This window comes from Vibrio sp. RE88, assembly GCF_013113835.1.
In the GTDB taxonomy this organism is placed as follows: domain Bacteria; phylum Pseudomonadota; class Gammaproteobacteria; order Enterobacterales; family Vibrionaceae; genus Vibrio.
Genome location: NZ_VTYQ01000006.1, coordinates 137,686 through 162,673 on the forward strand (window position 1 = coordinate 137,686; position 24,988 = coordinate 162,673).

The following is a 24,988-nucleotide window of genomic DNA, read 5'->3' on the forward strand; positions in this document are numbered from 1 at the left end:
TTATCAATACACCATTCCATAGGAGCTTAAATGAAGCTAATCTTGGCCTTGATGACAATCTACTCCACCTCCCTAGTCGCTCAAACCGTCACTATTGCGGCCGACGAATGGTACCCTATGAACGGTGATATCAAAGCTGGTGAAAGTGGGTTTATGATCGATTTGGCAGATCAAGCACTTGCACTTAAGGGGATGAATATTGAGTATCGCGTGATGCCTTGGGAAAGAGCGATACTGCAAGCAAGAGGCGGATTGATTGACTGCGTTGTTGGTGCTTCTGTTGACGACGTGCCTGACTTCATTTTTGGCCAAGAAGAGTATGGGTTGTACGATACAACCTTTTACGTCAGACACGATGACCTGTGGCGTTACCAGTCAAAACAATCTTTGACTGACAAAAAAGTGGGGGCGATATTAGGATACGCTTATGCGCCCGAGGTGGATGATTGGCTCGAACTGAACGCAAAGAAAATGTCGGGTAATAAAGCGCTAGATAAAAACATAAAAATGCTGCTTTCTTACCGACTTGATACAGTCATTGAATCCAGCGCTGTTATGCGAGCCAAATTAAAACAGATGGGGCTTTCTACTGAGGTGATGCCAGCAGGAAACGTTGGGCACCCCACCAAGATTTATGTCGCCTGCGGCCCCAATAGCGATCGTTCGCAGCTAATTGTCGATGCACTCGATGAAGGTATCCGTACTCTCAGGTCTCGAGGTGATGTTCAACAAATCATGCAAAATTATGGGTTAACTGACTGGAAATAACGGATACCAGTCAGTGTTCCATATCTAATTCGCTAAGTTATACTTGTGCAGCATAGCTTGTTGGTGACCTGCAATTTCCGCAACGTGTTCTGAGTTTTCAACCATTGATTCGAGCTGAAGCTTGGTTTGTTCTCCCTGCTCCGATACATGAGTAATGGACTGGCTGACATCCGCCGTTGCCCTCTCCTGTTCTTCTGTCGCAACAGTAATTTGCTCCACTCGAAGGCGGATCTGATTAACCGCTTTCTCAATCTCTTCAAAGGTACTTTTTACTTGTTCACTGGACTCCAGAGCAAACGTCATTTCCTCACGACTAGCTGAAACTGCACTGCGTGATTTTTCTGCCGCAGCCACCAATTCACTCATACGGTCGCGGATGTTTGACGTCTGCTGCGATGTATCACTGGCCAGTTTACGTACTTCGTCAGCAACCACAGCAAACCCTCTCCCTTGCTCTCCTGCTCGTGCAGCTTCAATCGCAGCATTGAGCGCCAGTAGATTGGTATTTTCTGCAATACCAGAAATCATATCGACCATTTCACGAATTTGTTTCACTCGATTGTCCAGCTCGACCATGGAATGTTCATTCATGTTGAGTGTGTCTTCTAAAGACTGGAGCCTGACTTGGTTTAACTCAATGACTTTCACCCCATTTCCAGAATACTCTGCCGCTTGCTGAGATTCGCTATATGACTCATTGGTCACGGTCGCGATTTCTTTTATCGACGCTTCGAGCTGCGTTACCGTCTCAACCATACTGGTTAGAGATTCGTTCTGGCGAGCCAAGCTCAAGTTGGATTGCTCCGCTGCATCATGACTGATTTCCGCTGTTTGATATAGCGTTTCGCAGTTTCGCGTCACGGTCGAGATAGAGTCGCGAGTTGATTCAATGACCTGATTAAGTTTGCGCGCTACTTCTTTCATTTCAAATGGCCCAAGCAAAGTAACCGTGCTGGTAAAGTCATGCTCTGTTAGCCTGTTCAGGCTACCAATGATGTTTTTCAAGCCTCGATTAATCCAAGCTCGTAGAGAGACCCAAGAAATAACGATAATAGCCACCAATACCAAACTACTAATAATCAGTACTGTATTGATGGAATGTATCGTGTTGCTCACGACACGTTTACTGTCATCAATTAGGGTTTCCGCTGTGTGGGAAATGTTGTTAAGTAATTGAATGGTGTCATTGGCCAAAACCGCCGCTTGGGCTAGCTGAGCTCTCTGATTTTGCGCCAGCTCTAATTTCTTCAAAATTTGCTTTAGCACCCCTGATTCAGAAAACCCAGCCTGAACCATATCGTATGGGGCAACTAAACTCGCAAACTCTTTAACTTCAGGGTGCCATTCTGAAAAATCATCAAACGCGAGATTAATCCCAGCGATACGACTGCGCATTTCCTTGTACTCTTGCATTGCTTTATCTAGGTCCTTCTGCATCATCAGAACCAGAAATGTGCTTTCCATAGAGCTCGCGCTGGCAATAAATCGATTCGCCGCATCTGAAGATTCAGGGTTATCAACCGCAAGAAAGGAACTGATTCGATTCATTTCTGGGCCTATTGAGCTCAAGCCATAGCGGAACTCTGTCACTTGCGAGTCTATGTCTCCCTGCATTGTCAGCAGTGATTGCTGAGTTGAAAGTATTCTATTGGTGATACCGGATAACGCTTCGATATTCTCTCTAAGCTCAGATTCTTGTTGTTGTGATATGGCTTGATTGAATTCCGAAGAAATCACAAAGACTTGTTCAACTAACGTCAACGTTTCATCGATATTTTTAACGGTTTGTTCCTTGATCGTATTAAGACCTTCAATATCACTAACTTGAGAGCCATAACCGAGTTGTTTGACTTGTTCCAAAATGGCCTGTGTGAGCTTTGCGTTGGTCATTGCAAGGGGAAGGGCTTGATCTGAAAGCGTCTCAAATTGAGCGCCAACTCTCTCAATCCCTTTAATACTGGTGACAGATAAGCCAATGACCAGTATGGTGATCGTTAAGAACACAGCACTGATAGTTTGAATGAGCGAGAGTGAGAAACTCGTCTTTTGCTTGGGCATAATTTTGAACCGACATCATACAAAAGTTTAATCAGTGTGCGATTCTATTTAGATAATATTACATATAAATGTCATTAAGAGGTGAAATAGGCACCATGAATAGAGTTGCGCCGCAATTTTCAATCACTTTGTTAATTCTCCTCTTAGCAGGGTGTTCCAATTCCCCTTCTCCACAAGATTTCAATGAATTAGATAGCGCTAAGAACATTTCTTCCTATGAAAAAGGCGTGCAACAAGAGTTTCTTGAGGTCTATAAAGATTGGAAAGGCGTTCCTTACCGCCTAGGAGGCAACACCTACAGCGGTATTGACTGTTCCGCTTTTGTACAAATGGCATACAGAGAAGCGCTGAACATTCAATTACCACGCACCACATTGGCACAGGTAAACGTCGGTGATGAGTTGAGTTATGAACAAGTTCAAGTTGGAGACTTAGCCTTTTTCAAAACGTCAAGAAAGGTTCGTCATGTGGGTGTGTATATTGGTAACAAGCAATTTATGCATGCTTCAACATCAAAAGGCGTCATGATTTCTAGGCTGGATAACCCGTATTGGGCTTCAAAATTTTGGCATTTCAGACGGGTTGCCACGCCGCCTGCGGTGAATTGAAATCAGTCGTATTTGGCGACTGCGGAATCAAATAGGTTTTTGACCAGTGCGATGTACTCATCAAGGAATGTAATCTGATCGTTTGTTGCAGGTTTAGACCAAACACCCGCTAATACTTCCCCTAAATCTTCTACTACTGAATCTGCTTCTTTAAGCAATTGGAAGCGAACACTTGAGTGTAGTTCTGGATTCTGCTCAAAAATGGCCATGATGTTACTTGCTACCATATCGGTAACCACATCTTCGACACTTTCAGCACCTGTGTCTCCATCGTCAGATGAAAAGACATCAAGATTAAAAGCCAGATGCTCAATGAGTGCTAGGTAGCCATCGGTTTCAACAACCACTGTCGTTCTCCATTTCATTATTCTGTTTGCGAGTCACTTTCTAATACTAAGACATATCAATGAGTTTTCACAACTCAACTCGACTCGGATGCTGATAAAATTCGAAAGTTGTTTATACCTTAGTTGAAGAGTTTGGTTTAATTTCCAACTGATTGCTTTGAACTAGGATCAACTTTTATCAGGACTAAACTATTTTACTAGTTTATAGGCTCAATTCGGATATGACAAAGTTCACAAATTGATAAGCTTAATGAATCCACCCACTAAATGATTGAATTTTTTGCAGTCTGATTCAGAATTAACCAATTCCTTATTCTACAATGTTAATACTCAACTGCTGAAACGGGTCTAGATATGTGGCAAGCCATAACTGAGCAACTGTCTGAAGCATTAATGTTTTCTTTTGATATTGTCGAGAAAAGCCGCTTACACGGCGGTGATATCAGTGACTGCTACATGATAAGCGATGGCGAGCAGCGCTATTTTGTTAAGGTCAATCTGCGAGATTTTTACCCCAAGTTTGAAATAGAAGCGGAAAATATCCGAATCTTACGAGAAAGCTCCACCGTTTCCGTTCCTGAACATATTCTTACTGGCAAGAGTAAAGAGCATGCCTTCCTCATTCTGAATTACCTCCCGACCAAACCGCTCGATGATAGCAGTAACAGTTACAAATTTGGCCAACAGCTTGCCAAGCTCCACCAATGGGGAGAGCAGAAAGAGTACGGGTTTGATCAGGATAATTTCATTGGTTCTACTATGCAGCCCAATAAGTGGGACAGAAAATGGGGGCGTTTTTTTGCTGAGCAAAGGATTGGGTGGCAACTTCAGTTAATGAAAGAGAAAGGGGTCACTCTGGTAGATATCGGTGACTTTACCCATCTCGTAAAAGACAGATTAGGTAACCACAACCCTCGCCCGTCGTTACTGCATGGTGATCTCTGGCACGGCAACGCAGCAAACTCAGTATTTGGCCCCATTTGTTACGACCCCTCCTGTTACTGGGGAGATCGAGAGTGCGACATTGCGATGACCGAGCTGTTTGAAGGCTTCCAACCAGAATTCTACCAAGGCTATGAGAGCGTTTTACCCTTAGATCTTGCCTATAGCGAGCGTAAAGACATTTACAATCTTTATCACCTACTCAACCACTACAATCAATTTGGTGGTCATTACCTAGATCAATGCGAACGCTTAATCAATAAGATACTTACATATTAAATTGTAGGAATTCTCTTATTTAACAACAAATTAGAAGCAACTAATCAGAAAATTGTCAATCCAAATCAAAACACCGAGCTCAGCCTCGGTGTTTTTTATTAGCTATCTCAAACTTTGTACTTAATTTACGTCTATTACTAACTTAACGACTTAAGATTAATTTGTCGGAGCCAATAGTAACGGATTGTACATACACAAGGTGGTGCGCCAAAGCGTGACCAATTAAACCGTAGGTATGTAAGGCTTGGGCATTGATCTCATCAAAGACGTAAGGAAGAGAGCTATGCGAAAATACACTGAGAAAAGAGTTACCTGCCCACATTGCGGGCACTCAATTGGTATCACGTTAGACGCGTCCAATGGCAGTCAGAATTTTTACGATGATTGTCCGGCTTGCTGTAATGCCATTCACCTGAGCATGATGGTTAACGAGCAACTGGATGAGATTGAACTCTACATCGACGCCGACGATGAACAAATTTTTTAAAAAAGCGCCGCAAGGCGCTTTTGTATTTCTGTATACTCAGCGTCTCTCTTTGACCGCTAGAACACGTTCGACTGAATCTACGATAGCCTGAGTCTGAGGATCAATTTCAACATTCACTTTGTCACCTTGCTGACGCTGACCAAATAAAGTTCTTTGCAAAGTTTCTGGAATTAAATGGACAGAGAAGCGATTACCTTCAACTTCGCCAATGGTAAGTGAACAACCATCTAGACCAATAAAACCTTTCGCTAACACATATCTCATCATGTCCTCAGGTAACTCAAGCCAAACCGTCCTGTTGTTCGGTGTATCGATCACTTCAACGATTTCGCTCACCATCGAAATATGCCCAGACATTGTATGACCACCAATCTCATCACCAAATTTGGCAGCGCGCTCAATGTTAACCGAATGACCAACCTCCAACTCACCAAGGTTGGTTAACTTCAAAGTAGACTGTATTAGATCGAAAGAAACATGTTCTCCGTCGATTTTGGTGACCGTCAGACAGCAACCATTGTGCGCCACCGACGCACCTATAGATAACCCATGACTCATTGATGAATCCAATCGAATTACATGAGTTTGAAACGACTCTTTCTTCTCGATAGCGATGACTTCCGCCATTCCCTGAACAATTCCAGTAAACATTGCAAATTCCAGCAGTTTTTCGTGGAGGTTAGTGTGACATTTAATTATCATTTAGCACAACAGCACCATGTATAAATTATCGATAACAGTGGTGCTCTCCTCTTTGATTTTCGTGTTGATTCCATAATTTGATTCTGCAGAAGTCAAAGCATCTTTGCTTTCATTGGAGTTTTTACGTGCATCGATATAAACAAGAAGCGAATAAGCTGATCAAACTGGCCACGCCCGTATTGATTGCTTCCGTCGCGCAGACAGGCATGAGCTTCGTCGATACCGTCATGGCAGGCGGTGTTAGTGCGACCGATATGGCGGCTGTATCCATTGCATCAAGTATCTGGCTGCCTTCAATACTATTTGGTGTTGGTCTACTCATGGCATTGGTCCCGGTTGTCGCTCAGCTCAATGGCTCAGGCCGACAGGTTAAGATTCCGTTTGAGATTCAACAAGGTGCCGCGATGGCATTGATCATCTCTATTCCCATTATTGGTGTGCTTTTTCAGACTCAAAATATAATGGGCTTGATGAATGTCGAACAGCTAATGGCCGAGAAAACCAACGGTTACATGCATGCTGTCATTTATGCTGTGCCGGCCTTTTTGCTTTTCCAAACGTTACGCAGTTTTACTGATGGTATGTCACTCACAAAGCCTGCAATGGTCATTGGCTTCATTGGGCTGCTGTTCAATATCCCGTTAAACTGGATTTTTGTTTACGGTAAATTTGGTGCCCCAGCACTGGGTGGTGTGGGCTGTGGTGTCGCAACAGCCATTGTTTATTGGCTAATGTTGTTTATGTTGCTGTTTTATGTCGTGACGTCCAAACGTGTGGCCCATATCAACCTGTTTGGCCAATTCCACAAACCTCAATTGAAACCTCTTGTTCGTTTATTCAAGCTAGGCTTTCCAGTTGCAGCAGCGCTATTCTTTGAAGTTACCCTATTTGCTGTCGTTGCACTCTTGGTTGCACCACTTGGATCATTGATTGTTGCGGCGCACCAGGTTGCAATTAACTTTTCGTCATTAGTGTTTATGCTGCCGATGAGCATTGGCGCAGCGACCAGTATTCGTGTCGGCCACAGTCTTGGAGAGAACAATGTTGAAGGGGCGGCAATCGCCTCTCGTGTAGGTGTCATTGTCGCGGTGTTACTGGCCTTATCAACGGCACTCTTCACGGTTCTGTTCAGAGAACAAGTTGCATTACTTTACACTGACAACCGCGCCGTTATCGAGATTGCTTTGCAATTGCTGTTATTTGCTGCCATCTATCAAGTTACGGATGCCGTACAAGTTGTCGCAGCCGGCGCTTTGAGGGGATACAAAGACATGGCTGCGATCTTCAATCGTACTTTTATCGCCTATTGGATTCTAGGCCTCCCGATTGGCTACGTTTTAGGAATGACGGACTGGATTGTTGAACCTATGGGCGCTCATGGCTTCTGGATGGGTTTCATTATTGGTCTTTCATCAGCGGCCATCATGCTTGGTCTGAGACTGCGCTGGATGCACAAGCAACCTGATGATATCCAATTGGAATTTGCCTCTAAATAACCCCAAAAAGGTCAGCAGTGCTGACCTTTTTTCATTTTCCTCGTAGACTAATAACAAGCCTTGATTGTTTCACTATTTATCACACCTATGCGTATCTTTGTTGTTTTGGTTTCCGTCTTGTCGCTTTCTGCTTGTGATTTTATCAAGAGCCCTATGGACGCTAGCCTCGACACCTATTTAAGCCGTATCGCCAATGTCCAAGATAGACCTGCGATGCCAATGCCGGATAACACCAATGTCTTACTGCCGACCAAACGAGAATTGCATGTTTCCATCCCCAGCATCAGCATAGGCCTGCTCGACAGTTATGAACTTCGAAAGTGCGGTTTATTCAATCTTGTGGCAGAAAAGAATTCAGTATTAGGTAAAGTTCAGGACCAATTTCGAAACTTCGATTACCAAGTCAAAGTGAGTTACGGCATAGAGCGCTGCCTAATGAGCCCTGATATTTCTGCTGCACTCAAAACACAATTAGCTTCAATCCAGCAGCAGAAGCTCAATCAATTACCAGCGCACTTCGCCAATTTGGTGTTTTCGAGTGACGCAATGCGCCACCAGTTAGAAGCAACAGAGTGGCTATCTGTCGAACAAGGCAGAGGCAGCACCCAAGTCATACAAGCGCTCAATCAACTGGACTCCGGATTTTCAGCCAGTAAAACACTGGATTACACCAGCACCTTAAACGCACTTACGCCCTATCAAGAAGTCTTGGAAAAAAATGCCGTTTTAGGTCCGCTCAGCTATTCAATGCTCAACGCTGGAAATAAGCTGAGCATCATAACCCAACAGCTAAAAACTTATGATGAAACCATCATATGCGGCCAAGGAAGAAACACGACTAAGTTTCGCTATCTCAGAAACGTGTTTAATGAGTTTTTCATTGGCGACATACAACCCTACCTCGCCAAGATTGATAGCATTTACAATGAACTCAACCCAATGATTGACTTTGTCGATACAGGCCACGCCAACTATCAATACCCGATCAGGCAGTATCACCAAGCCTTCAGGGCTGCAACCAAAGAACATGTTGAGTATTGGCAAACCTTATTCAAACGTTGTGGAGCGTCTCCTACTCGCTAATATGTTCTGGCCTTTCTCTCATATAGCGCGCAAATTTAGGAATACCGTTTTGCGTGTAACCGTTGTATCTAAATGTGATGATTGAACCAAGTTTAGGGGGCTGGCGACGCTGTTCATCAGTAAAGCCACTGCCTATATAAAATTCTAAGCCTGAATCCAACTGAATAAGTAGTGCGCCCATCTGCCCGCTGAACTTTCCCTTTCCGGCTTTATAACCCACAACTAAACCTTCAGCATCCTGATGCTTCTTCATCTTCAGCAAATCACTACTACGACCAGCTTGGTAGCGGCTTGTGATCTTCCGTAACATCAATCCTTCGCCTTTTTGCTCGCTGACGTTGTCTAAGTAATGAAAAAGCTCCTGCTCAGAGCGAATCGGCGTATGCTCAATTAATTTGATGTGTGGTGCGTCGATAGAGTCCACCAGATAACGAATATTGTAATAGCGCTTTTGATAGTCTCCCGCTGCTTGCGGCATATCAAACAGCATGAAATCAATCTGCTTCCAAGATGGTTCAACGGGTTCTTTATCTAAAACCGTTTGTTGCACAATATGGAACTTGCCCCTCCCTGCCCACAACTCTCCTTCCACGGCATAATCTGGTAACGGTTTAGTGAACCAGTCAGGAGCATGGATGAGCTTTCCGCTGCGGGTCGTCAATTGAGTGCCATCCCAAATCGCTCGGATGCCATCCAGTTTTTCACTTTTCCAGTAGTCTTCAATGTCCGCGCCGTACTCGTATTGATTGGCCTGAACCAAAGGCATATAACTTGATGAGTGGCTGTCTGACCAAGCTTTGCATGATATAGCAACTGCAATTGCGACACTGGTTAACTTAATTTGCATCCCTAACTCCAGATATTTTCATCCGAAGTGATTCTCAAGGCTCAATGCATAAGTTCAATCAATGCCAGCTAACAATACGAGTAACATCAAAAGTTCTTTCCTCCTACAGATGTATCAATTACAGCCTCCAGCGCCATTTTTCATTTATAGACATGATTCTCAGTCTGAGAAAACACGTTTCTCAAATTGAGAAACGTAAGAACTATGAATTTAACCAATTGATTTTAAAGTGCATATTTTTTGGCACACAAAGTGCCTTATCTAAGAAAACTATCTGAGGAGATATCGTCATGGAACTACGTAAAATTGAACTAACAAATGAAATTCTGACCCTTCAAATTGATGGCAACTTAGATGCTGACGGCAGTCGATACGCTCAACAGCACATTGATGAAATTATCGCTGATCAACATAGCGAAGTTGAAATTGATTTCCGCAATGTTCGTTTTCTTGATTCTTCAGGTGTTGGTGCACTGGTTTACCTATACAAACGCCTAGTCGAGCGCGAGCGTCAGATGCGCATCGAGAATGTCACTGGCCAACCACTAGAAATCATCAATCTGCTTCGTATCGACAAAGCAATCCCTGTGAACTCTCGCACTCACTAAAACAATAAACGAGATTTCACCCACTAACAGAGGAAGTTGGCATGGTTAATTACATCAAACACATAGCCCTAATTGTACCTATAGTAAGCTCGATTGGTTGCAGCAGTTACCCCGAAGAGGGTCGCGGAGGCCTTGCTGAGCAGTACATCCAATCTAATTTCACTCCGGTCATGCCAGACGAGCCTCTTGGCCCAGAGCATGGTCTGCGCTTCGATTGGCAATTAGCAAAACTCCACCTTGATGCACTCATTCGTGAAGGTGCTCGTTGGTGTTTCCCGGCAGCTGTCGTTCAGGCTCTTGAAAAACAGAATCGAATTGCAAGAGAACTAGAAGGTGGTTTGTTATTAGACGCCGCCAACGACATCGTTATTCAGCGTAAACGCCTGGATGAACTTGAGAGGCAGCTTGATTATGTGACATCTCAAGCTAAATGTGTCCCACCACATGATGAGTTTTCTTTCCAACAACAATTGGCAATCATCGACAAGCTCTACAACCTGCTAAACGTTGATAATCAGTTTGCGTTCAATTCTACAGAAGTGAACCCCAAATATATGGGTCATCTTGCCCAAGCAGCCAACATTCTGCGAGAGCATAAGTCACTAAACCTAACAGTCACTGGTCATGCCGATTCGGTTGGCGATGAACTCCAGAACCAGCAGCTCGCAATGGGCAGAGCAAAACAAGTGAAACGCTACCTGACCATATTTGGCCTTGAGCCGAAAAGAATAGAAGCAAAATCGCTTGGTGAATCTCTACCTCTTTTCGAAGGTGAATCAGACGGAGTTCGACTCACAAACCGTAGGGTTAGCATCGAAGTCGTTGAAACCAACGAGCTAGCAGAAAACAAGTTGAATGGAGGCTATTATCATGTGGAATAAACTCATATTAATCACCCTAGCATTCCTGTTTGCAGCTTCCGTAAATGCTGAGATGGAACGAGTTCAAGTCGGTGACATGATTCAGGTGAATCTACCAGGCGAAGAAACATTAAATAAAGGATTCCCAGTTGATAAACGAGGCCGAATCAACCTACCTGAAGTGGGAGCACTATACGTCGTAGGATATACAGAGAACCAGCTTCAGCAGTCAGTCCTAAATGCACTAAGCAAAGTTTATCGAGATCTTTCTACTGCATCGGTTTACATCTCAGAGCAGCAAGTTCTTATCTCTATTCAGGGGTACGTAAACTCTCCCGGCGAATACACTTTATCGAAAAGTGCAGACGTTCAAATGGCAATTCACGCTGCTGGTGGATTACGTTCGGGTGCGCAGTTAAATAATCTGCTTCTTAAGCGCGGAAAAGACAAATTTCCTTTTAATTACAAAAGCTTTTTAGATACAGGTGATGAGTCCCTGCTACCTAAACTCAAATCTCTAGACACTATATTTGTACCAGCTTCACCCTTGGTGGGTAACATCGAGCAACAGTTTGATGCCAGTAAGTTAGCTAATTCTGGTGATAGTGCTGACAACAGAACTGCGATCAAGGTATTTGGTGAAGTAAATGCACCGGGTTCTTTCACTTTCAAAAATACTGCAGATTTGGTTGATATCCTCATGCGCGCCGGCGGAGTGACACGTTACGCTTCTGTGGAGCAGATTCGTGTTATCAGCAATAACAAGCCTCAGATTTTCAATCTGAAAGAGTACTTAGACAGTGGGGATACTTCTCTACTCCCTAACCTTCAACCAGGCACTACGATTTTCGTCCCTAAACAGGAAGAGGAAATCCGCGCAGGTTCGAACGTTATCTACATCATGGGTGAGGTGAAGAGCCCTGGCGCCTACGAAGGGAAAAAAGGCGCTTCGTTTATGGACATTCTGGCCAACGCTGGCGGTCCAACCCGTTACGCAGAATCTCGTCAAATTCGCCTTATCAAAGCGAATGGGCAAGTTATCAAGTTTGATTTAACGGCTTACACAGAAGGTTTGACTACCAAAGCTCCACCTCAAATCAATCCCGGTGATGCGATATTTGTTCCAGAGAAAACCGACATGAATGAGAAGTCGTGGCTAAAGATCTCGCCAGACCGTGCTGTTAATGTCATTGGTGAAGTGGTTCGCCCAGGACGCATCGAATGGTCTGATGAAATGGACATGATGCACCTGCTGGCACATGTTGGAGGGCCAACTCTCCGAGCCGACACGTCAAAAATAGAAGTGGTGACACCTAACGGAAAAATGAAGACGTTCAATCTTGACGAGTTCATTTTAAATGGAGCACCTATGGCGGATCTGCCTGTCATCAGCGCTGGTACCATTATTCGTGTCCACGATTTACCTCAGGATCCATCTGACAATAAATCACAATGGGTACGCCAGAGCTCAGATGCTTCTATATACGTCTTCGGTCAGGTTAATGCTCCGGGCCGCTACCGCTTTACAAAAGAAATGCATTTTCTGGACATCCTGTCTGCGGCTGATGGTCCAACTAAAGATGCCGATATCCATAACATAAAAATCACTCACAGAGACAAAACCTATTCAAAAGTCAGCAAACTTAACTTGTCCCTATATTTCGAAACGGGGGATGAGAGCCTTCTACCAAAGATAACCATGGGTGACACCATTTACATCCCTGAGAAAGATAAGATTTGGTTGGATACCAGCAAAGAGTCAACTGTTCGAGTGCTGGGTGCAGTTAACAGCCCTGGTCGCTATGTCTTTGATGACAACATGACGATTCTGGACATTCTAGCTGAAGCTGGTGGCCCCTCTGATCGTGCATATTTAGAAAAGATTTCAATCGTTAATATGTCCTGCTGCCAAGGACAAGCCCGTACCTTTGACCTAATAGACTTCAGCAAAACTGCCAATATTTACAAGCTCCCAGTGCTTCGTGCAGGTGACACGATTTACATCCCAGACCGCAGCGAAAGCATTCTTGAAAGAGCACGAGTAGGCCTTGAAGACATCCTACGATTGACAACCACCATCGTATTGATAGGAGCGCTGTAATGATTATTCCTGCTACATTAACCGAGGTAGAGCAAATCTACCTCGCGGCCGAATTGGCCGAGGCGCGTTCAGTTTGTCTCACAGGCTGCAATTCAGGTGACGGTGTCACGTCAATTGCATCTGCTTTGGCGGAAAGATACTTACTCGGTGGGCATAAAACACTTCTGGTGGATCTGAACTTATTCCATCCTGCGTTTGAACCTGCACTAGTCAACGCTGACCAGGGTGATGACATAGGTGTGTTACTGGAACATAAATCATCCCACCAGCTTTTCACTGGCTTACCTGTACCGGAACAGACTTCGACGCTTCTAGCTTATAAAGATCCAAGTGTTTTGAGCAACTCAGTAGATAAATGGTTACAGCACTACGATAGAGTCATTTGCGACACCTCGCCTCTGCTTCATGTAAACCGAGGGAATATACCCGCTCAAGTCGTCGCCAGCGCATGTGACCAAACAGTATTAGTGGTCATGGGAGGGAAAACATCAACCGGTCAAATCCAGAAATCACAAGAGCTCCTCCAAAGCCCGAAAATCTCACTACTAGGCTCCATCTTGAACTTGAAGAACCAAGCAACACTCGGTCAGGAAATGGCAAGAGAGATAAGAAGACTGAGGTTTCTTCCCCAATCATGGAGAGAAAAATGGGCACAAAAACTCCTTACTAACGAGTTTCTGGCTCATTCAGCCTAAGGATTGATTATGAAAAAATTTACTTATCTTGCTCTGCTTACACTCCTCTCAGCGTCCTTACAAGCTGAATCACTTACTTTTGGTGTTGTTCCCCAGCACTCTGCGAGCAAGCTTGCCAAACAATGGGCCCCTATCATCGAGTACCTTTCCGAAAGAACAGGGCAAAAGATCATATTTAGCACGGCATCTGACATTCCAACGTTCGAACAACGGCTGAAAAACGGGGAGTATGATCTCGCTTATATGAACCCCTACCATTACACCGTCTTCAGCGAATTGCCTGGCTACAAAGCGATTGCAAAAGCTAAAGACAAACGGCTTAAAGGTATCATTGTCGTCCGAAAAGACAGTGATATTTCCAAACCTGAACAACTGCAAAATGCAGAACTTGCTTTCCCCTCACCTGCAGCCTTCGCGGCAACTGTATTGACTCAAGCCTATCTGAAACAAAGCGACATAACGTTTGAGCCGTCTTACGTATCATCTCATGATTCCGTCTACTTAGCTGTCGCAAAAGGCTTCTTCCCCGCAGGTGGCGGAATAATAAGAACCTATATGGCGTTACCTGAGGAAACTCGTGATCAACTGACTCCGATTTGGACCACCAAAGGGTATACCCCCCACGCTATCGCAGCTCACCCCAATCTCGATAGCAACGTGAAAAGCAAAATTCAACAAGCGCTTATAGAGTTTGACGACTCCCCAGAAGGCCTCGCTCATCTGGAGAAACTTAAACTCAAGGGGTTTGTTTCGGCACAAGACAGTGATTGGAATGACGTTAGAGCGCTCAACATTACACTATTGGATTAGTCATCGACGGGAGTACCTTGCTATGTCATTTAGAATGAAAACCATACTTGGGATCGCCTTTATTGAGGTCGTTATGCTGGTAGCGCTCACATTCAGCGCAATGAGCTTTCTCTCCAACTCAAATGAAAAACAACTTATCCAACGAGCCAACTCAACTGCTTCCATGTTCGCCCACGCAGCCAAGGATGCAATGATCTCTACCGACATTGCGACTCTGGATGACTTGGTAAAAGAATTTATGACCATAGAAGACATTGCATATATAAGGGTGATGCGTGGTGATAAAGAGCTCTCATGTGATGGGGATAAAGCGCTGCTACAACGAATGATGTCTGTTGATTACAGATTAGATTCCGTCAATGATGGAATCTTCGACACTCAGGTTCAGGTCACTAGCGGAGGTGCAAACTATGGCACTATAGACATTGGTTTCGAAGTCTCCGCCATCAACTCTATGTTGACCAGCGCCCAGAAAGCAATAATAGGTATTGCTTCCATCGAAGTCGTATTGGTAGCAATCTTTTCGTTCTTCCTTGGAACCTACTTAACCAAAAGCTTGGTCAAGCTTATAGAGGCAGCGAATACCGTCAGTGAACAAGGGCCTGGTTTCCAGCTTAATGATCAGTCTAAAGACGAGCTGGGGGACGTAGCACGAGCATTTGACGATATGTCTGTAAAACTCGAAAAAAGCTATCATGATCTTAAGAGCGCTCGCTTTGAAGCAGAACAGGCAAACGATTCGAAAAGTCGCTTCTTAGCCTCGATGTCACACGAAATTCGTACACCGATGAACGGTGTGTTGGGCATTTTGAACATTCTTGAAGAATCAAAACTCTCTCGCGAACAGAAAAAACTAGTCAACACAGCAACTGAGTCAGGCCAATTCCTCCTTAGTATCATCAATGACATTTTGGATTTCACGCGAATGGAGTCCAACACACTACGATTAGAACACAAGCCGTTTAATTTTCGTCAATGTGTCGAAAATGTTGTTGAAACATTTCAACCATCAGCGAAAGTCCGCTCTATTGACCTGAACTGTATTCTTGATGGTTCAGTACCCGCCAATGTACAAGGCGATGAAAACCGCGTTAAGCAGATCCTTCACAACTTGATTGGTAATGCAATGAAGTTCACCAAAGAAGGCAGCGTGACAATTCAGGTACACGCAGACACCCATGAAGGAAATCAAGTCAAAATAGTTTGCAGAGTCATAGACACCGGTGTCGGCATCAACCGCAGCGCAATGGATTATCTGTTTGATGAGTTCACCATGGTCGATCAAACCTATTCTAGAAGTCAGGAAGGCTCCGGGCTGGGTCTTGCTATATGCAAACGCCTATGTGAGTTGATGGACGGTTACATTGAGGCAGAGAGTACGCCATCAATTGGCAGCACTTTCTCCTTTTCAATCAAACTGGAACTCGCAGACCAACTCATTAGCTCAACTCACCAGAGCCAAAACAATACCGAGTTGCTGGTATCAGATGCCAGCATATTAGTGGCAGAAGATAACAAAGCGAACCAATTGGTAATAAGCGAGATGTTTAAACGCATGGGGCTCTCGATGGACATCGCAGAAAATGGTCGTCGTGCCATCGAGATGGTCGAACAATACCATTACGATCTTATCTTTATGGACATATCTATGCCAGAGATGGACGGAATGGAGACCTGCAGAGCCATACGTTCAATGACTGATGAGAAGACATGTCAGATACCTATCATTGCACTGACAGCCCACTCTTTATCTGGAGATAAAGAGCAGTTCCTCGATGCAGGGATGAACGACTATTTGTCAAAACCGATTCGCTTGTCACAACTAATTGAAAAAATTAATCTATTCTTAAGTGATGGCGCGATCAACTCTACTGAAAAATCTGATAATTTAGAGAGTGAATCGCAAACTCTTACGCAGGCTGTAATCAATCATTCTATGAATCAGGACATACAAGTGGATTTAGAACTCGTCGACGAAGAAGTCTTAGAGCAAATGATAGAAGACACAAGTGCTGATGTTCTTCCTATGCTAATTGATCATTACATCGAAGAATCTAATGAACGCTTAAGAAAGATTTATCAAGCAATGGAAGACCGAGACAAAGAGACACTAGAGTTTGAAAGCCACACATTAGGCAGCTCTTCTCTAGCGTTAGGAAATCGAGTCTTGTCCAATCTTGCACGAAAGATTGAGTGTATGTGTTTGGAGAATCATGAACAACAAGCATTTGAACTCTCTGAAGAATTAAAAGAGCTAGCTGAAAAGTCGCTCGCTGCTCTTGAATATAGAAAAACGCTGGGCTTCATCGAACCAGCTGGCTAGATACAACAAGGATGACGTCACATGAGAGCAAAAGTACTACTGATTGAAGACTCCACATCTCTGGCAGTCCTTTACAAACAGTACGTAAAAGATGAAGCGTTTGACCTGTTTCATGTTGAAACAGGTCGTGATGCCAAAGCATTCATAGAACGAAACGTACCACAACTTGTGATTTTAGATCTCAAGCTTCCGGACATGAACGGCGAAGATATCCTGGACTGGATCAACGAGAATCAAGTACCAACCTCCGTCGTCGTTGCAACCGCACACGGTTCCGTGGATATCGCGGTAAGCTTGCTTCAGAAAGGGGCTAAAGACTTTCTCGAAAAGCCGATTCAGGCAGACCGACTCAAAACGTCGATAAACCTCCACTTACAGCAAGCTAAACTCGAACACTTAGTCGAAGATATCGAAGCGAAATTCGACAGAAATCGCTTCCATGGATTCATCGGCTCTTGTCTACCTATGCAGGGCGTATACAAAATCATCGACTCTGTTGCACCAACAACAGCGAGTGTCTTCATCATTGGAGAAAGCGGCACCGGTAAAGAAGTATGCGCAGAAGCAATTCACAAAGAAAGTAAACGAAACGATAAACCTTTTATCGCCATCAACTGTGGTGCTATTCCTAAAGATCTTATGGAAAGCGAAATTTTTGGCCATGTAAAAGGTGCATTCACAGGGGCGACTACGGACAGAAAAGGCGCGGCATCTTTAGCTCATGGAGGAACGCTCTTCCTTGACGAGTTATGTGAGATGGAGCTGGAAATGCAGAAGAAACTGCTACGTTTCCTGCAGACAGGTACTTTTACCCCACTCGGGGGCTCGAAAGAAATGAAGGTCGATGTGCGGATAATCTGCGCGACCAACCGTGACCCGTTGTTAGAAGTTGAAGAAGGCCGATTCAGAGAAGACTTGTACTATCGCATTCATGTTGTGCCGATTGAGATGCCTCCTTTAAGAGAGCGTGGGAATGACATCACAACACTAGCGACTCATTTCCTTAAACTGTTCGCTAAAGAAGATGGTAAGAAGTTTAATGGTATCAACCGAGACGCGGAATCTTTGCTCAAGCACTACTCCTGGCCTGGTAATGTGAGACAACTGCAAAATGTCATTCGCAATATAGTTGTTCTCAACGACGAATCAAAGCTCTCTGTCGCTCACCTTCCTGATCAAATTTCAAAAATCAATAAATCGGCTAAGCCCAGAGCAGTCCAAGCAATAATCCACCACGAAGCTCCTGCTCAAGCGTCACCAGTAGAAGCGGTGGAGACGGCAATACAAGCATCAACTCCAGTGATAGAAAGTGTTAACACGCAAAGCTCTACGCCGGTAACAATACGTCCAATGTGGCAGGTAGAGAGAGAAACCATTCAGCAAGCAATTGATTTTTGCGATGGTAATGTCCTCAACGCAGCGGTATTGCTCGAGTTGAGTCCATCAACCGTTTATCGTAAAAAACAGGCTTGGGAAGCCGAAGAAGATGAGCAGCAATACGCGGATTGATGTTTGGCTAGTCATCGATAGCCTGACGTTTGGCGGCATTGAAACCTACGTGCTTGAGCTCGCTAAAGGGCTCAAGCTTCACAACACAAATGTTGAGGTGTTGCTGGTAAAACGGTATCAAACGCGTTCTCTCCTCGTAGAAAAACTGGAAAAAGAAGCGGTCCCTTACCAGTACTTATCTGACCTGGCCACTCAACCTTTGTTCGCACTTATCCAAAAAATTAAACAATCACCAACGGCTCTTATCCATGCTCATGGGTACAAAGCTAGTCTGCTGTCTAAATGTGCACGTGTTTTTACCGGAGCCAAACAAATAACAACCTATCACGCTGGCGAAACACCAACAGGTAAAGTCTGGGCTTATGATTTTATCGACCGCTACACGGCGCTTATTTCTACGCTCTCACTTGCCGTCAGTGAGAAAGTGAGTCAAAAGATCCCTGCTACCACCCTTAGGTTGAATAATTTCATTGATGATTCAAGGGCCTGTGTGAGCACAGGAGAACAGATCGCCTTTGTTGGTCGCCTAAGCCATGAAAAAGGACCAGACAGGTTCATTCGATGCGCTAAAAGCCGCCCAGATTTATCCTTTCACATCTATGGCTCAGGTCCGTTAGAGCCAGAGATTTCTCAATTAGCGCCGCAAAATGTTCAACTCCATGGTCATCAAAGCAACATGGATGTGGTATGGAAACACATAGGCGTACTTATCATTTGCTCTCGATTTGAAGGCTTGCCAATGGCGGCACTTGAAGCCATGTCCAGAGGGTGTATTGTCATCGCGTTAAGGGTTGGAGACCTTCCTAAACTGATTACCAGTGGTCAGAATGGATATTTGGTCGATACGGCTGCTCAGATTCCTGATGTTTTACGAACTCTAGAACAGTTAACAGACGACGAAAGACAAAAGATATCTAAGCAAGCGATTTGCACAGTTCGAGAACAATTTTCCTCTTCTGCAATCATTCCTAAATTGCTACAACTCTACAAAAAATCTGGTCGTCAATCTGATTCTCATATTGAGAAAAACACTCTCATAAAATAGTTAAATTATTTTTTATATACTTTTCATAAAGTTAGCCAGCCTTAAATCTTGGCATCTCAATTGCGTTGTTCCTCGTATAAATGGCAAAGGGGAATAACAATGAAGAAAAAAATACTGTTTGTTCACTACGGAAATGACTGGATTCGCGGAAGCGAGCAGTGCCTCATTGACCTAATGGAACAGTGCTCTGACCAAGGGTTCTCTGTACATCTATGGACCAATAACTCTTCTTTGCACCGTTATGCCTTACGCAACAACATCTCATCCGAAGCCGATGCATTCCCTCTCCTACTTGGCTGGCTCGCCCCCAGATTTGATTTTCTAGGTTGGGGCTACCTGGTCCGTAAAGCATGTAAAATCCTCCAAAGAGAAAGCATTGACGTCGTTCATGTCAACAGTGGTGCTCCATGTCAATGGATGGTACTCGCAGCTCGAATCAAACAGGTTCCAATGGTGGCTCAGCTTCACAGCCCCTATCCTGCTAGAGACCGATTAACATTAGGCCTGCATTTATCCCCACACATCATCTCTGTCAGTGAATATGTTGCCAGCCAGCTCAAATCTGAGGGGTACCCTCGTGAGCATTTGTCAGTCATTCATAACGGATTGCATGTTTCTAAACTCGACGAGCAACAGACTGTCGAAACAAAAAAAGTACTCGGCATTAACGACGACGACTTCCTTTATGCGACAGTCGGTTCTCTAATTCACCGCAAAGGTATCGATCGGCTTATCGTAGCGTTAAGACATTTGAACTTTGAATATCCGAATACACACCTTTTAGTCATTGGCGACGGTCCACTCAGAAACGAGCTAGAAAAACACGCCAAGAAGTTGTATTTGGAAAACAGGGTTCACTTTGTCGGTGAACAAAACAATGCAGTAGGTTGGTTAAAAGGCTGTGATGCCTTTGTAAGCGGTGCTAGAAGCGAAGCTTTTGGACTCGTTATTGCTGAAGCCGCTGTCGCCAAGATTCCAGTTGTGGCACCTTTTGAAGGTGGTATCCCAGAGTTTGTTCAACATGGCGAGACCGGTATTCTCTACCCCAACAGTGGTGTGGGTCCATTAAGCAAGGCAATGAGAGTATTAGTCGACAACCCTGACTTTGGGCGACAACTCGCCAGTAATGCCAGTGAACACATCGGAACCAAATTCAATGTTTCGCTATCAAGCCATCGTATCATCGGTGTTTACAAGAAAATTATGGTATCCCACCAACCTTCAGTCTCTTTCTGGCGCACATTTATTCCGCTAAAAACCTATTTGGCAAAGCGCATTGCTATGGGAGGTCAGCATGGTTAATTCAAACGTGACAAAAACACTGATCTTCGACCCAATAACATTCAAAGGCGGATCAAAAATCGCCACTGTCGAAGCGTTAAGTTTGTGTCGGGCCGATATCAACCACTTTGTTATCGCCACAGCTGATACGGAATTCTGGAAGAGCTGTAAGCTTACAGCATCACACTCAGTAGATATAGTTGCACTGCCTCTTATAAAACCATTGGCTAAGCAGCATTACGGCCTCCTATATTGGCTAAGCCAGTGTTATACCGCCCTATGCCTTCTATTTTTCTTGATCAAGTACAAGAGCATTGACAGAGCTATCGGTGCATCTGGGCCCGGTATGGACATGCCACTTTACATTGTAAAGTTATTAAAAAACATTGAATTAGTTCAGTTTATTCATGGACACGTTGGAAACTCAAGGTCTATCGGTTACTGCTTAACTGTTGCTGACAAAGTGTTTTATCTGCCCTCCTGCAGACCAAGTATTTCTGTCGCGCTGAGAACATATCTGGAGCGCAAAACGTCCATAGAAGACTCAGGTTCCCTTGTGGAGATGTATTTGACGTCTCGCAAATACCATACCTTCGTTAACGGTTTACCCGAGGACAGATGGCCAACACGTTGCCAAACAGATTTCCCCGTCTGCTTTTGGGCTGCATCTTTATTAAAATGGAAAGGGCTGGACTTGTTTGTCGAGGCACTTAAACATGCTGCACATATCAAACCAATCGCATCTAACATCTGTTACATCAGGCCCGTTGATACAGCCATTCCGACAAGTACCGCGCCCGTTGTAATTAAATACACAAATTGGTACCAAGACCCGCAAGAATTAGACACGATTAGAAGCCAATCCAACATCTTTGTTTCCACCAGCCACAAAGAACCGTTTGGTTTGTCCATTTTAGAAGCCTTAGCTGCGGGGATGTGTGTCGTTATCCCTCAAGATGGTTCTTACTGGGATAAACGCCTGACACACAATCTCAACTGCATCAAATATTTACCTGATGATGCTAACTCGTTGTGTGATGCCCTATTATATGCCGTTAAAGATCGCACCAACTTCAAACGCTGTATTGATAATGGAATGATGATTGCTGAAGAGTATAGAGCAGAACAGCGCTACTTAGACTTTGTTAAAACCATAGACCCTAATCCGTACCTAAAGCTATCTCGTGAGCCTAAACCTCAGAGCCACTAAGGAACATGTTATGCGACATAGAATATTGCAGTGGTTTAAACAAGACAACGTCACCAGTATGGCGCTCTATGCTCTGAGCCTGCTTATGATGAAAGGGACATCACTACTCATGCTCCCCTTCATGGCAAGTTACTTAACACCATCACAGTTTGGCCACCTTGAATTACTTTCTATCACCACTGTTTTTTTCAGCCTGATGGTCGGTTTAGCAATGCACGAAAATCTTTATCGCTTCATTGGTACGATAAAGGATACATCAACTCGCTTTGCTCGAGTATGCGAATTGTACTCCAGTTCTTTTTCGACATCCTTGCTACTCGCAGGGGTATTATTCGCAGGTTATTTTGCCGTGTCTCATGCAGCGTTAACCATCAACACTGAACAAATGGCACTGATAACGATCGTAGTAATAGTTGAGGCCCCTCTCGCAATCTGCTTAGCTTGGTTAAGACTAAACAACAAGGCGGTAACTTTTTTCAAAATCAGTTTTGTTACTTTGCTCATTCAGGTCTCTCTGGTCATTTTGATACTCACCAACAATCCAGATGTTACTTTATTATTTAGCGTTGGCGTTCTGTGTGCTGTACTCCAGGTAACTTATCTCCATTTCCACAACAAGCTTTCTTTCAAACTGCCTACACTTGTTCACTACAAACGCTACATCCAATACTCGTTCCCTTTGATGTTATCAGCCGCAGTCGCATTTGGACTTTCTGGTGCCGAACGATGGATCATTGCCGAAGCGCACACATTAGAAACCTTAGGTATCTATGCAGTTGCCGCCAAATTTGCCCTTGCGTTGGGGATTCTGATTCAACCCTTCCATATGTGGTGGATGCCAAAGCGCTTCGAAGTACTTGAAACCCTCGGCAAAGAAAAAGTCGCGCTTAACACTCAACACGGCATTATCGCTTTGTGTTTCCTGAGTGTCATTGTTATGTGGATGAGCCAATGTTTTATCAGCCTTGCGCTACCCAGTGACTACCAATCTGCAGGTCAGCTTGTTGTTCTGTGTATCGTAATAATGTTGCTCAAAGAAATGGTAGAAATGCTCAATATCGGAGTGTTGTATGCAAAGCAGACAAGCAAGCTTTTTGTCATCAATATTGTTGCGACAGTAGTGGCACTCGTCAGTGCTTGGCTGACTAAAGAAACAGGCGTGACAGCTATCCTACTCTGCCTGTGTATGGGCCAATTTATTCGCCTTACTTTGATATACCACCTAAGCCAGTCACTATGCCATATTCCCTATAGATATGGCGCATTGTTGGCGTTTGTTCTTATTAGTTCAATATTCACGATCAGTGGGTGGTTCAATCATTCATTAGAAACGGCTGGGGTAATGCTTGTATTGCAACCTATGGCGCTAATCGCATTGCTGCACAAACTAAGATTTATTTCACTTTCTGCAAGTTCTGTCCAAAAAGCTCATCGTCATAATCATGTGGAGCGCACACTATGATACATGCAGATAAGCTTTATCCGGCCGTCATTACCTCTGGCGTGTGTATCTTTATTGCACTGGTTTGGAAGCTCGTCCCTCATCCCGCTGTTGCCATTGTGCTTAGCATGATGCCGCTTGGGATACTTTTCGTGCTAAACCAAACTTTTTGGTTGGTCAGCTTATTTGTCCTGTTTTCATTTTTCAGAATTCACGAAGCCATCCCTGCTCTTTACTCGCTAAAAATCCCTTTGTTACTTTCAGTCGGAGCCTTAAGTGCTCTGTTGTGGCATAGTTTAATCAGCAAAAATCTTCAGATGTTCTGGCATCAGAGCCTGACTTGGTTCGCAGTGTTTTGGCTGTTGGTGCTTGTTGGCGCCGTATTATCATCCAATCCCGGTTTAGCTATTACCTACTTCAAGTCGATCTATTGGAAGATCATCGTCATGACTCTGGCAATCGCATGGCTCGTAAATAGCGTTCAAAATGTCAAACGCATTAGTATTCTAATCGTATTAGCAGGAAGTCTGATTGCATTTGTAGCCCTATCCAACTCCATTAATGGCATTGGCCTAGTAGAAGGAACACGTGTCACCATTGGCCGTCAACTTGGTTCAGTTTTGGGTGACCCAAATGATTTGTCACTAGTGCTTATGTTCCCCCTTGCCTTTGCCATCAGTTTGATGACCACAAAAAATCTTGGCAGCGTTCGACTTCTAGGTTTAGTCGCGACGATATTGGCGTTGAGTGCTGTTATCGCAACCCAAAGCCGAGGTGGATTACTCGGTTCAATCGCGGTATTCGGAATATTCGGCTTGCGTATTATACGTTCGAAGTTTCTGCTCGCGTTGATTGGAACTATCGGTTTACTTGTTCTTTTTGCAGCAGCGGGGATTTCTGATAGACAATCAGGAGGCGCCGCTGAAGAAGGCATTGATGCTTCAGCGATGGGTCGGCTCTATGCTTGGGAAGCGGCATTTGGTATGGCTGTCGCCAATCCTTTAACAGGCGTTGGACTGAACAACTTCTACGCTAATTACTTTTTCTATAGCCCTCACTGGGACGGACTAAACCATGCCGTACATTCGACCTGGTTTGGTGTGCTTGCAGAAACAGGTTTCCTTGGCCTGATTGTATTCATTGGGTGTATTTACTCACTGGTCAAAACCAGCAAACAAACGCTGTCACTTCTAGATGCAGTGCCAGATAATTACTCTCCTTACCTTCATGCAACAGCCGCAGCAGTATACGCTGGCATTATGGGGACAATCGTGTCGGGCACATTCCTCACTCAAGGCTTTACCTGGCCTATTTATATCCTTGCCGCTCTATGCATCGCCCTGAATCGTATTGTTCAAAACCATTCTCAAAATGAGAATACGCAGAAGAACGACAAGATTCATATATAACCAATTGTTTTTAATAAGTTTAATTCTTGGCACGTTACGTGTAACACCTCCTATTGAAATATAAAAATGCGGAGGCGCT

General features: G+C 44.2%; 22 protein-coding genes. 18 read left to right on the forward strand and 4 right to left on the reverse strand.

The genetic code is table 11. The annotated features are described in order from the left end of the window. Positions 1 to 30 precede the first annotated feature (30 nt). Entirely contained in the window at positions 31 to 768 is a 738-nt protein-coding gene (locus F0265_RS15590) for a transporter substrate-binding domain-containing protein (protein ID WP_171749585.1), read from the forward strand. A 24-nt stretch (positions 769 to 792) separates the two neighbouring features. Here F0265_RS15590 and F0265_RS15595 read toward each other — a convergent pair whose 3' ends face one another. After that, a complete protein-coding gene (locus F0265_RS15595) occupies positions 793 to 2,826 on the reverse strand; it encodes a methyl-accepting chemotaxis protein (protein ID WP_171749586.1) in 2,034 nt (677 codons plus the stop codon). A gap of 95 nt (positions 2,827 to 2,921) precedes the next feature. Here F0265_RS15595 and F0265_RS15600 point away from each other — a divergent pair, with 95 nt between their 5' ends. Further along, entirely contained in the window at positions 2,922 to 3,434 is a 513-nt protein-coding gene (locus F0265_RS15600) for an NlpC/P60 family protein (RefSeq protein ID WP_171749587.1), read from the forward strand. Positions 3,435 to 3,436: 2 nt separating this feature from the next. Here F0265_RS15600 and F0265_RS15605 read toward each other — a convergent pair whose 3' ends face one another. Further along, the gene (locus tag F0265_RS15605; RefSeq protein WP_171749748.1) at positions 3,437 to 3,781 is read right to left on the reverse strand and encodes a DUF3802 family protein; all 345 of its coding nucleotides are present in this window, start codon (positions 3,779 to 3,781) and stop codon (positions 3,437 to 3,439) included. Between the two features lie 354 nt (positions 3,782 to 4,135). On the opposite strand from F0265_RS15605, the gene F0265_RS15610 reads away from it, so the two are divergent. Together F0265_RS15610 and F0265_RS15615 are read left to right on the forward strand one after the other, a co-directional pair. Next, entirely contained in the window at positions 4,136 to 5,002 is an 867-nt protein-coding gene (locus tag F0265_RS15610; RefSeq protein WP_171749588.1) for a fructosamine kinase family protein, read from the forward strand. A gap of 283 nt (positions 5,003 to 5,285) precedes the next feature. Further along, entirely contained in the window at positions 5,286 to 5,489 is a 204-nt protein-coding gene (locus tag F0265_RS15615) for a CPXCG motif-containing cysteine-rich protein (RefSeq protein ID WP_171749589.1), read from the forward strand. A gap of 36 nt (positions 5,490 to 5,525) precedes the next feature. Here the strand turns inward: F0265_RS15615 and F0265_RS15620 are convergent, their stop codons facing one another. Then, positions 5,526 to 6,140 carry a riboflavin synthase subunit alpha gene (locus F0265_RS15620; RefSeq protein ID WP_171749590.1) on the reverse strand — a complete coding sequence of 205 codons (615 nt, stop codon included), beginning with the start codon at positions 6,138 to 6,140 and terminating at the stop codon, positions 5,526 to 5,528. 176 nt (positions 6,141 to 6,316) lie between these two features. On the opposite strand from F0265_RS15620, the gene F0265_RS15625 reads away from it, so the two are divergent. Next, entirely contained in the window at positions 6,317 to 7,687 is a 1,371-nt protein-coding gene (locus F0265_RS15625) for an MATE family efflux transporter (protein WP_045984677.1), read from the forward strand. A gap of 87 nt (positions 7,688 to 7,774) precedes the next feature. Beyond that, positions 7,775 to 8,770 (forward strand): DUF3080 domain-containing protein, encoded by a 996-nt coding sequence (locus tag F0265_RS15630; protein WP_253809484.1) that lies wholly within the window; start codon positions 7,775 to 7,777, stop codon positions 8,768 to 8,770. On the opposite strand, the gene F0265_RS15635 is transcribed toward F0265_RS15630, so the two are convergent. Further along, complete coding sequence (locus F0265_RS15635; protein WP_171749591.1) at positions 8,760 to 9,617, reverse strand: DNA ligase; 858 nt, start codon at positions 9,615 to 9,617, stop codon at positions 8,760 to 8,762. The two genes, F0265_RS15630 and F0265_RS15635, sit on opposite strands and share 11 nt — an antisense overlap. Before the next feature lie 290 nt (positions 9,618 to 9,907). On the opposite strand from F0265_RS15635, the gene F0265_RS15640 reads away from it, so the two are divergent. The 12 genes from F0265_RS15640 to F0265_RS15695 all read left to right on the forward strand — a co-directional run bounded on the left by F0265_RS15640 (position 9,908) and on the right by F0265_RS15695 (position 24,909). Then, positions 9,908 to 10,225, forward strand: coding sequence for an STAS domain-containing protein (locus tag F0265_RS15640; protein ID WP_171749592.1), 318 nt, complete (start codon positions 9,908 to 9,910; stop codon positions 10,223 to 10,225). Between the two features lie 41 nt (positions 10,226 to 10,266). Beyond that, positions 10,267 to 11,106, forward strand: coding sequence for an OmpA family protein (locus F0265_RS15645; protein ID WP_006962354.1), 840 nt, complete (start codon positions 10,267 to 10,269; stop codon positions 11,104 to 11,106). Further along, positions 11,081 to 13,186 carry an SLBB domain-containing protein gene (locus F0265_RS15650; RefSeq protein WP_171749593.1) on the forward strand — a complete coding sequence of 702 codons (2,106 nt, stop codon included), beginning with the start codon at positions 11,081 to 11,083 and terminating at the stop codon, positions 13,184 to 13,186. Before F0265_RS15645 ends, F0265_RS15650 begins: the two co-directional genes overlap by 26 nt. Further along, positions 13,186 to 13,881, forward strand: a complete 696-nt coding sequence (locus F0265_RS15655; protein WP_006962356.1) for a chromosome partitioning ATPase — start codon at positions 13,186 to 13,188, stop codon at positions 13,879 to 13,881. The genes F0265_RS15650 and F0265_RS15655 overlap by 1 nt, the downstream gene beginning before the upstream one ends. A gap of 9 nt (positions 13,882 to 13,890) precedes the next feature. Further along, positions 13,891 to 14,691, forward strand: coding sequence for a phosphate/phosphite/phosphonate ABC transporter substrate-binding protein (locus tag F0265_RS15660; RefSeq protein ID WP_171749594.1), 801 nt, complete (start codon positions 13,891 to 13,893; stop codon positions 14,689 to 14,691). A gap of 22 nt (positions 14,692 to 14,713) precedes the next feature. Further along, positions 14,714 to 17,014, forward strand: a complete 2,301-nt coding sequence (locus tag F0265_RS15665; RefSeq protein ID WP_171749595.1) for a response regulator — start codon at positions 14,714 to 14,716, stop codon at positions 17,012 to 17,014. Positions 17,015 to 17,035: 21 nt separating this feature from the next. Further along, positions 17,036 to 18,523: a sigma-54 dependent transcriptional regulator gene (locus F0265_RS15670; RefSeq protein WP_171749596.1), complete on the forward strand. Its 1,488-nt coding sequence runs from the start codon at positions 17,036 to 17,038 to the stop codon at positions 18,521 to 18,523. Continuing rightward, positions 18,501 to 19,568 carry a glycosyltransferase family 4 protein gene (locus F0265_RS15675; RefSeq protein ID WP_171749597.1) on the forward strand — a complete coding sequence of 356 codons (1,068 nt, stop codon included), beginning with the start codon at positions 18,501 to 18,503 and terminating at the stop codon, positions 19,566 to 19,568. The genes F0265_RS15670 and F0265_RS15675 overlap by 23 nt, the downstream gene beginning before the upstream one ends. A gap of 99 nt (positions 19,569 to 19,667) precedes the next feature. Beyond that, entirely contained in the window at positions 19,668 to 20,870 is a 1,203-nt protein-coding gene (locus F0265_RS15680; RefSeq protein ID WP_171749598.1) for a glycosyltransferase, read from the forward strand. Further along, positions 20,863 to 22,059 (forward strand): glycosyltransferase, encoded by a 1,197-nt coding sequence (locus F0265_RS15685; protein ID WP_171749599.1) that lies wholly within the window; start codon positions 20,863 to 20,865, stop codon positions 22,057 to 22,059. Before F0265_RS15680 ends, F0265_RS15685 begins: the two co-directional genes overlap by 8 nt. Positions 22,060 to 22,069: 10 nt before the next feature. Continuing rightward, entirely contained in the window at positions 22,070 to 23,521 is a 1,452-nt protein-coding gene (locus F0265_RS15690; protein ID WP_171749600.1) for a lipopolysaccharide biosynthesis protein, read from the forward strand. Further along, on the forward strand, positions 23,518 to 24,909 hold the full coding sequence (locus F0265_RS15695; protein ID WP_171749601.1) for an O-antigen ligase family protein: 1,392 nt from the start codon (positions 23,518 to 23,520) through the stop codon (positions 24,907 to 24,909). Before F0265_RS15690 ends, F0265_RS15695 begins: the two co-directional genes overlap by 4 nt. Positions 24,910 to 24,988 lie beyond the last annotated feature (79 nt).

Excerpts from the sequence above, each read along its gene's own strand:
- F0265_RS15590 (WP_171749585.1), top strand. The coding sequence starts at position 31 with ATGAAGCTAATCTTGGCCTTGATGACAATCTACTCCACCTCCCTAGTC.
- F0265_RS15595 (WP_171749586.1), bottom strand. The coding sequence starts at position 2,826 with ATGCCCAAGCAAAAGACGAGTTTCTCACTCTCGCTCATTCAAACTATC.
- F0265_RS15600 (WP_171749587.1), top strand. The coding sequence starts at position 2,922 with ATGAATAGAGTTGCGCCGCAATTTTCAATCACTTTGTTAATTCTCCTC.
- F0265_RS15610 (WP_171749588.1), top strand. The coding sequence starts at position 4,136 with ATGTGGCAAGCCATAACTGAGCAACTGTCTGAAGCATTAATGTTTTCT.
- F0265_RS15615 (WP_171749589.1), top strand. The coding sequence starts at position 5,286 with ATGCGAAAATACACTGAGAAAAGAGTTACCTGCCCACATTGCGGGCAC.
- F0265_RS15620 (WP_171749590.1), bottom strand. The coding sequence starts at position 6,140 with ATGTTTACTGGAATTGTTCAGGGAATGGCGGAAGTCATCGCTATCGAG.
- F0265_RS15630 (WP_253809484.1), top strand. The coding sequence starts at position 7,775 with ATGCGTATCTTTGTTGTTTTGGTTTCCGTCTTGTCGCTTTCTGCTTGT.
- F0265_RS15635 (WP_171749591.1), bottom strand. The coding sequence starts at position 9,617 with ATGCAAATTAAGTTAACCAGTGTCGCAATTGCAGTTGCTATATCATGC.
- F0265_RS15640 (WP_171749592.1), top strand. The coding sequence starts at position 9,908 with ATGGAACTACGTAAAATTGAACTAACAAATGAAATTCTGACCCTTCAA.
- F0265_RS15645 (WP_006962354.1), top strand. The coding sequence starts at position 10,267 with ATGGTTAATTACATCAAACACATAGCCCTAATTGTACCTATAGTAAGC.
- F0265_RS15650 (WP_171749593.1), top strand. The coding sequence starts at position 11,081 with ATGGAGGCTATTATCATGTGGAATAAACTCATATTAATCACCCTAGCA.
- F0265_RS15655 (WP_006962356.1), top strand. The coding sequence starts at position 13,186 with ATGATTATTCCTGCTACATTAACCGAGGTAGAGCAAATCTACCTCGCG.
- F0265_RS15660 (WP_171749594.1), top strand. The coding sequence starts at position 13,891 with ATGAAAAAATTTACTTATCTTGCTCTGCTTACACTCCTCTCAGCGTCC.
- F0265_RS15665 (WP_171749595.1), top strand. The coding sequence starts at position 14,714 with ATGTCATTTAGAATGAAAACCATACTTGGGATCGCCTTTATTGAGGTC.
- F0265_RS15670 (WP_171749596.1), top strand. The coding sequence starts at position 17,036 with ATGAGAGCAAAAGTACTACTGATTGAAGACTCCACATCTCTGGCAGTC.
- F0265_RS15675 (WP_171749597.1), top strand. The coding sequence starts at position 18,501 with ATGAGCAGCAATACGCGGATTGATGTTTGGCTAGTCATCGATAGCCTG.
- F0265_RS15680 (WP_171749598.1), top strand. The coding sequence starts at position 19,668 with ATGAAGAAAAAAATACTGTTTGTTCACTACGGAAATGACTGGATTCGC.
- F0265_RS15685 (WP_171749599.1), top strand. The coding sequence starts at position 20,863 with ATGGTTAATTCAAACGTGACAAAAACACTGATCTTCGACCCAATAACA.
- F0265_RS15690 (WP_171749600.1), top strand. The coding sequence starts at position 22,070 with ATGCGACATAGAATATTGCAGTGGTTTAAACAAGACAACGTCACCAGT.
- F0265_RS15695 (WP_171749601.1), top strand. The coding sequence starts at position 23,518 with ATGATACATGCAGATAAGCTTTATCCGGCCGTCATTACCTCTGGCGTG.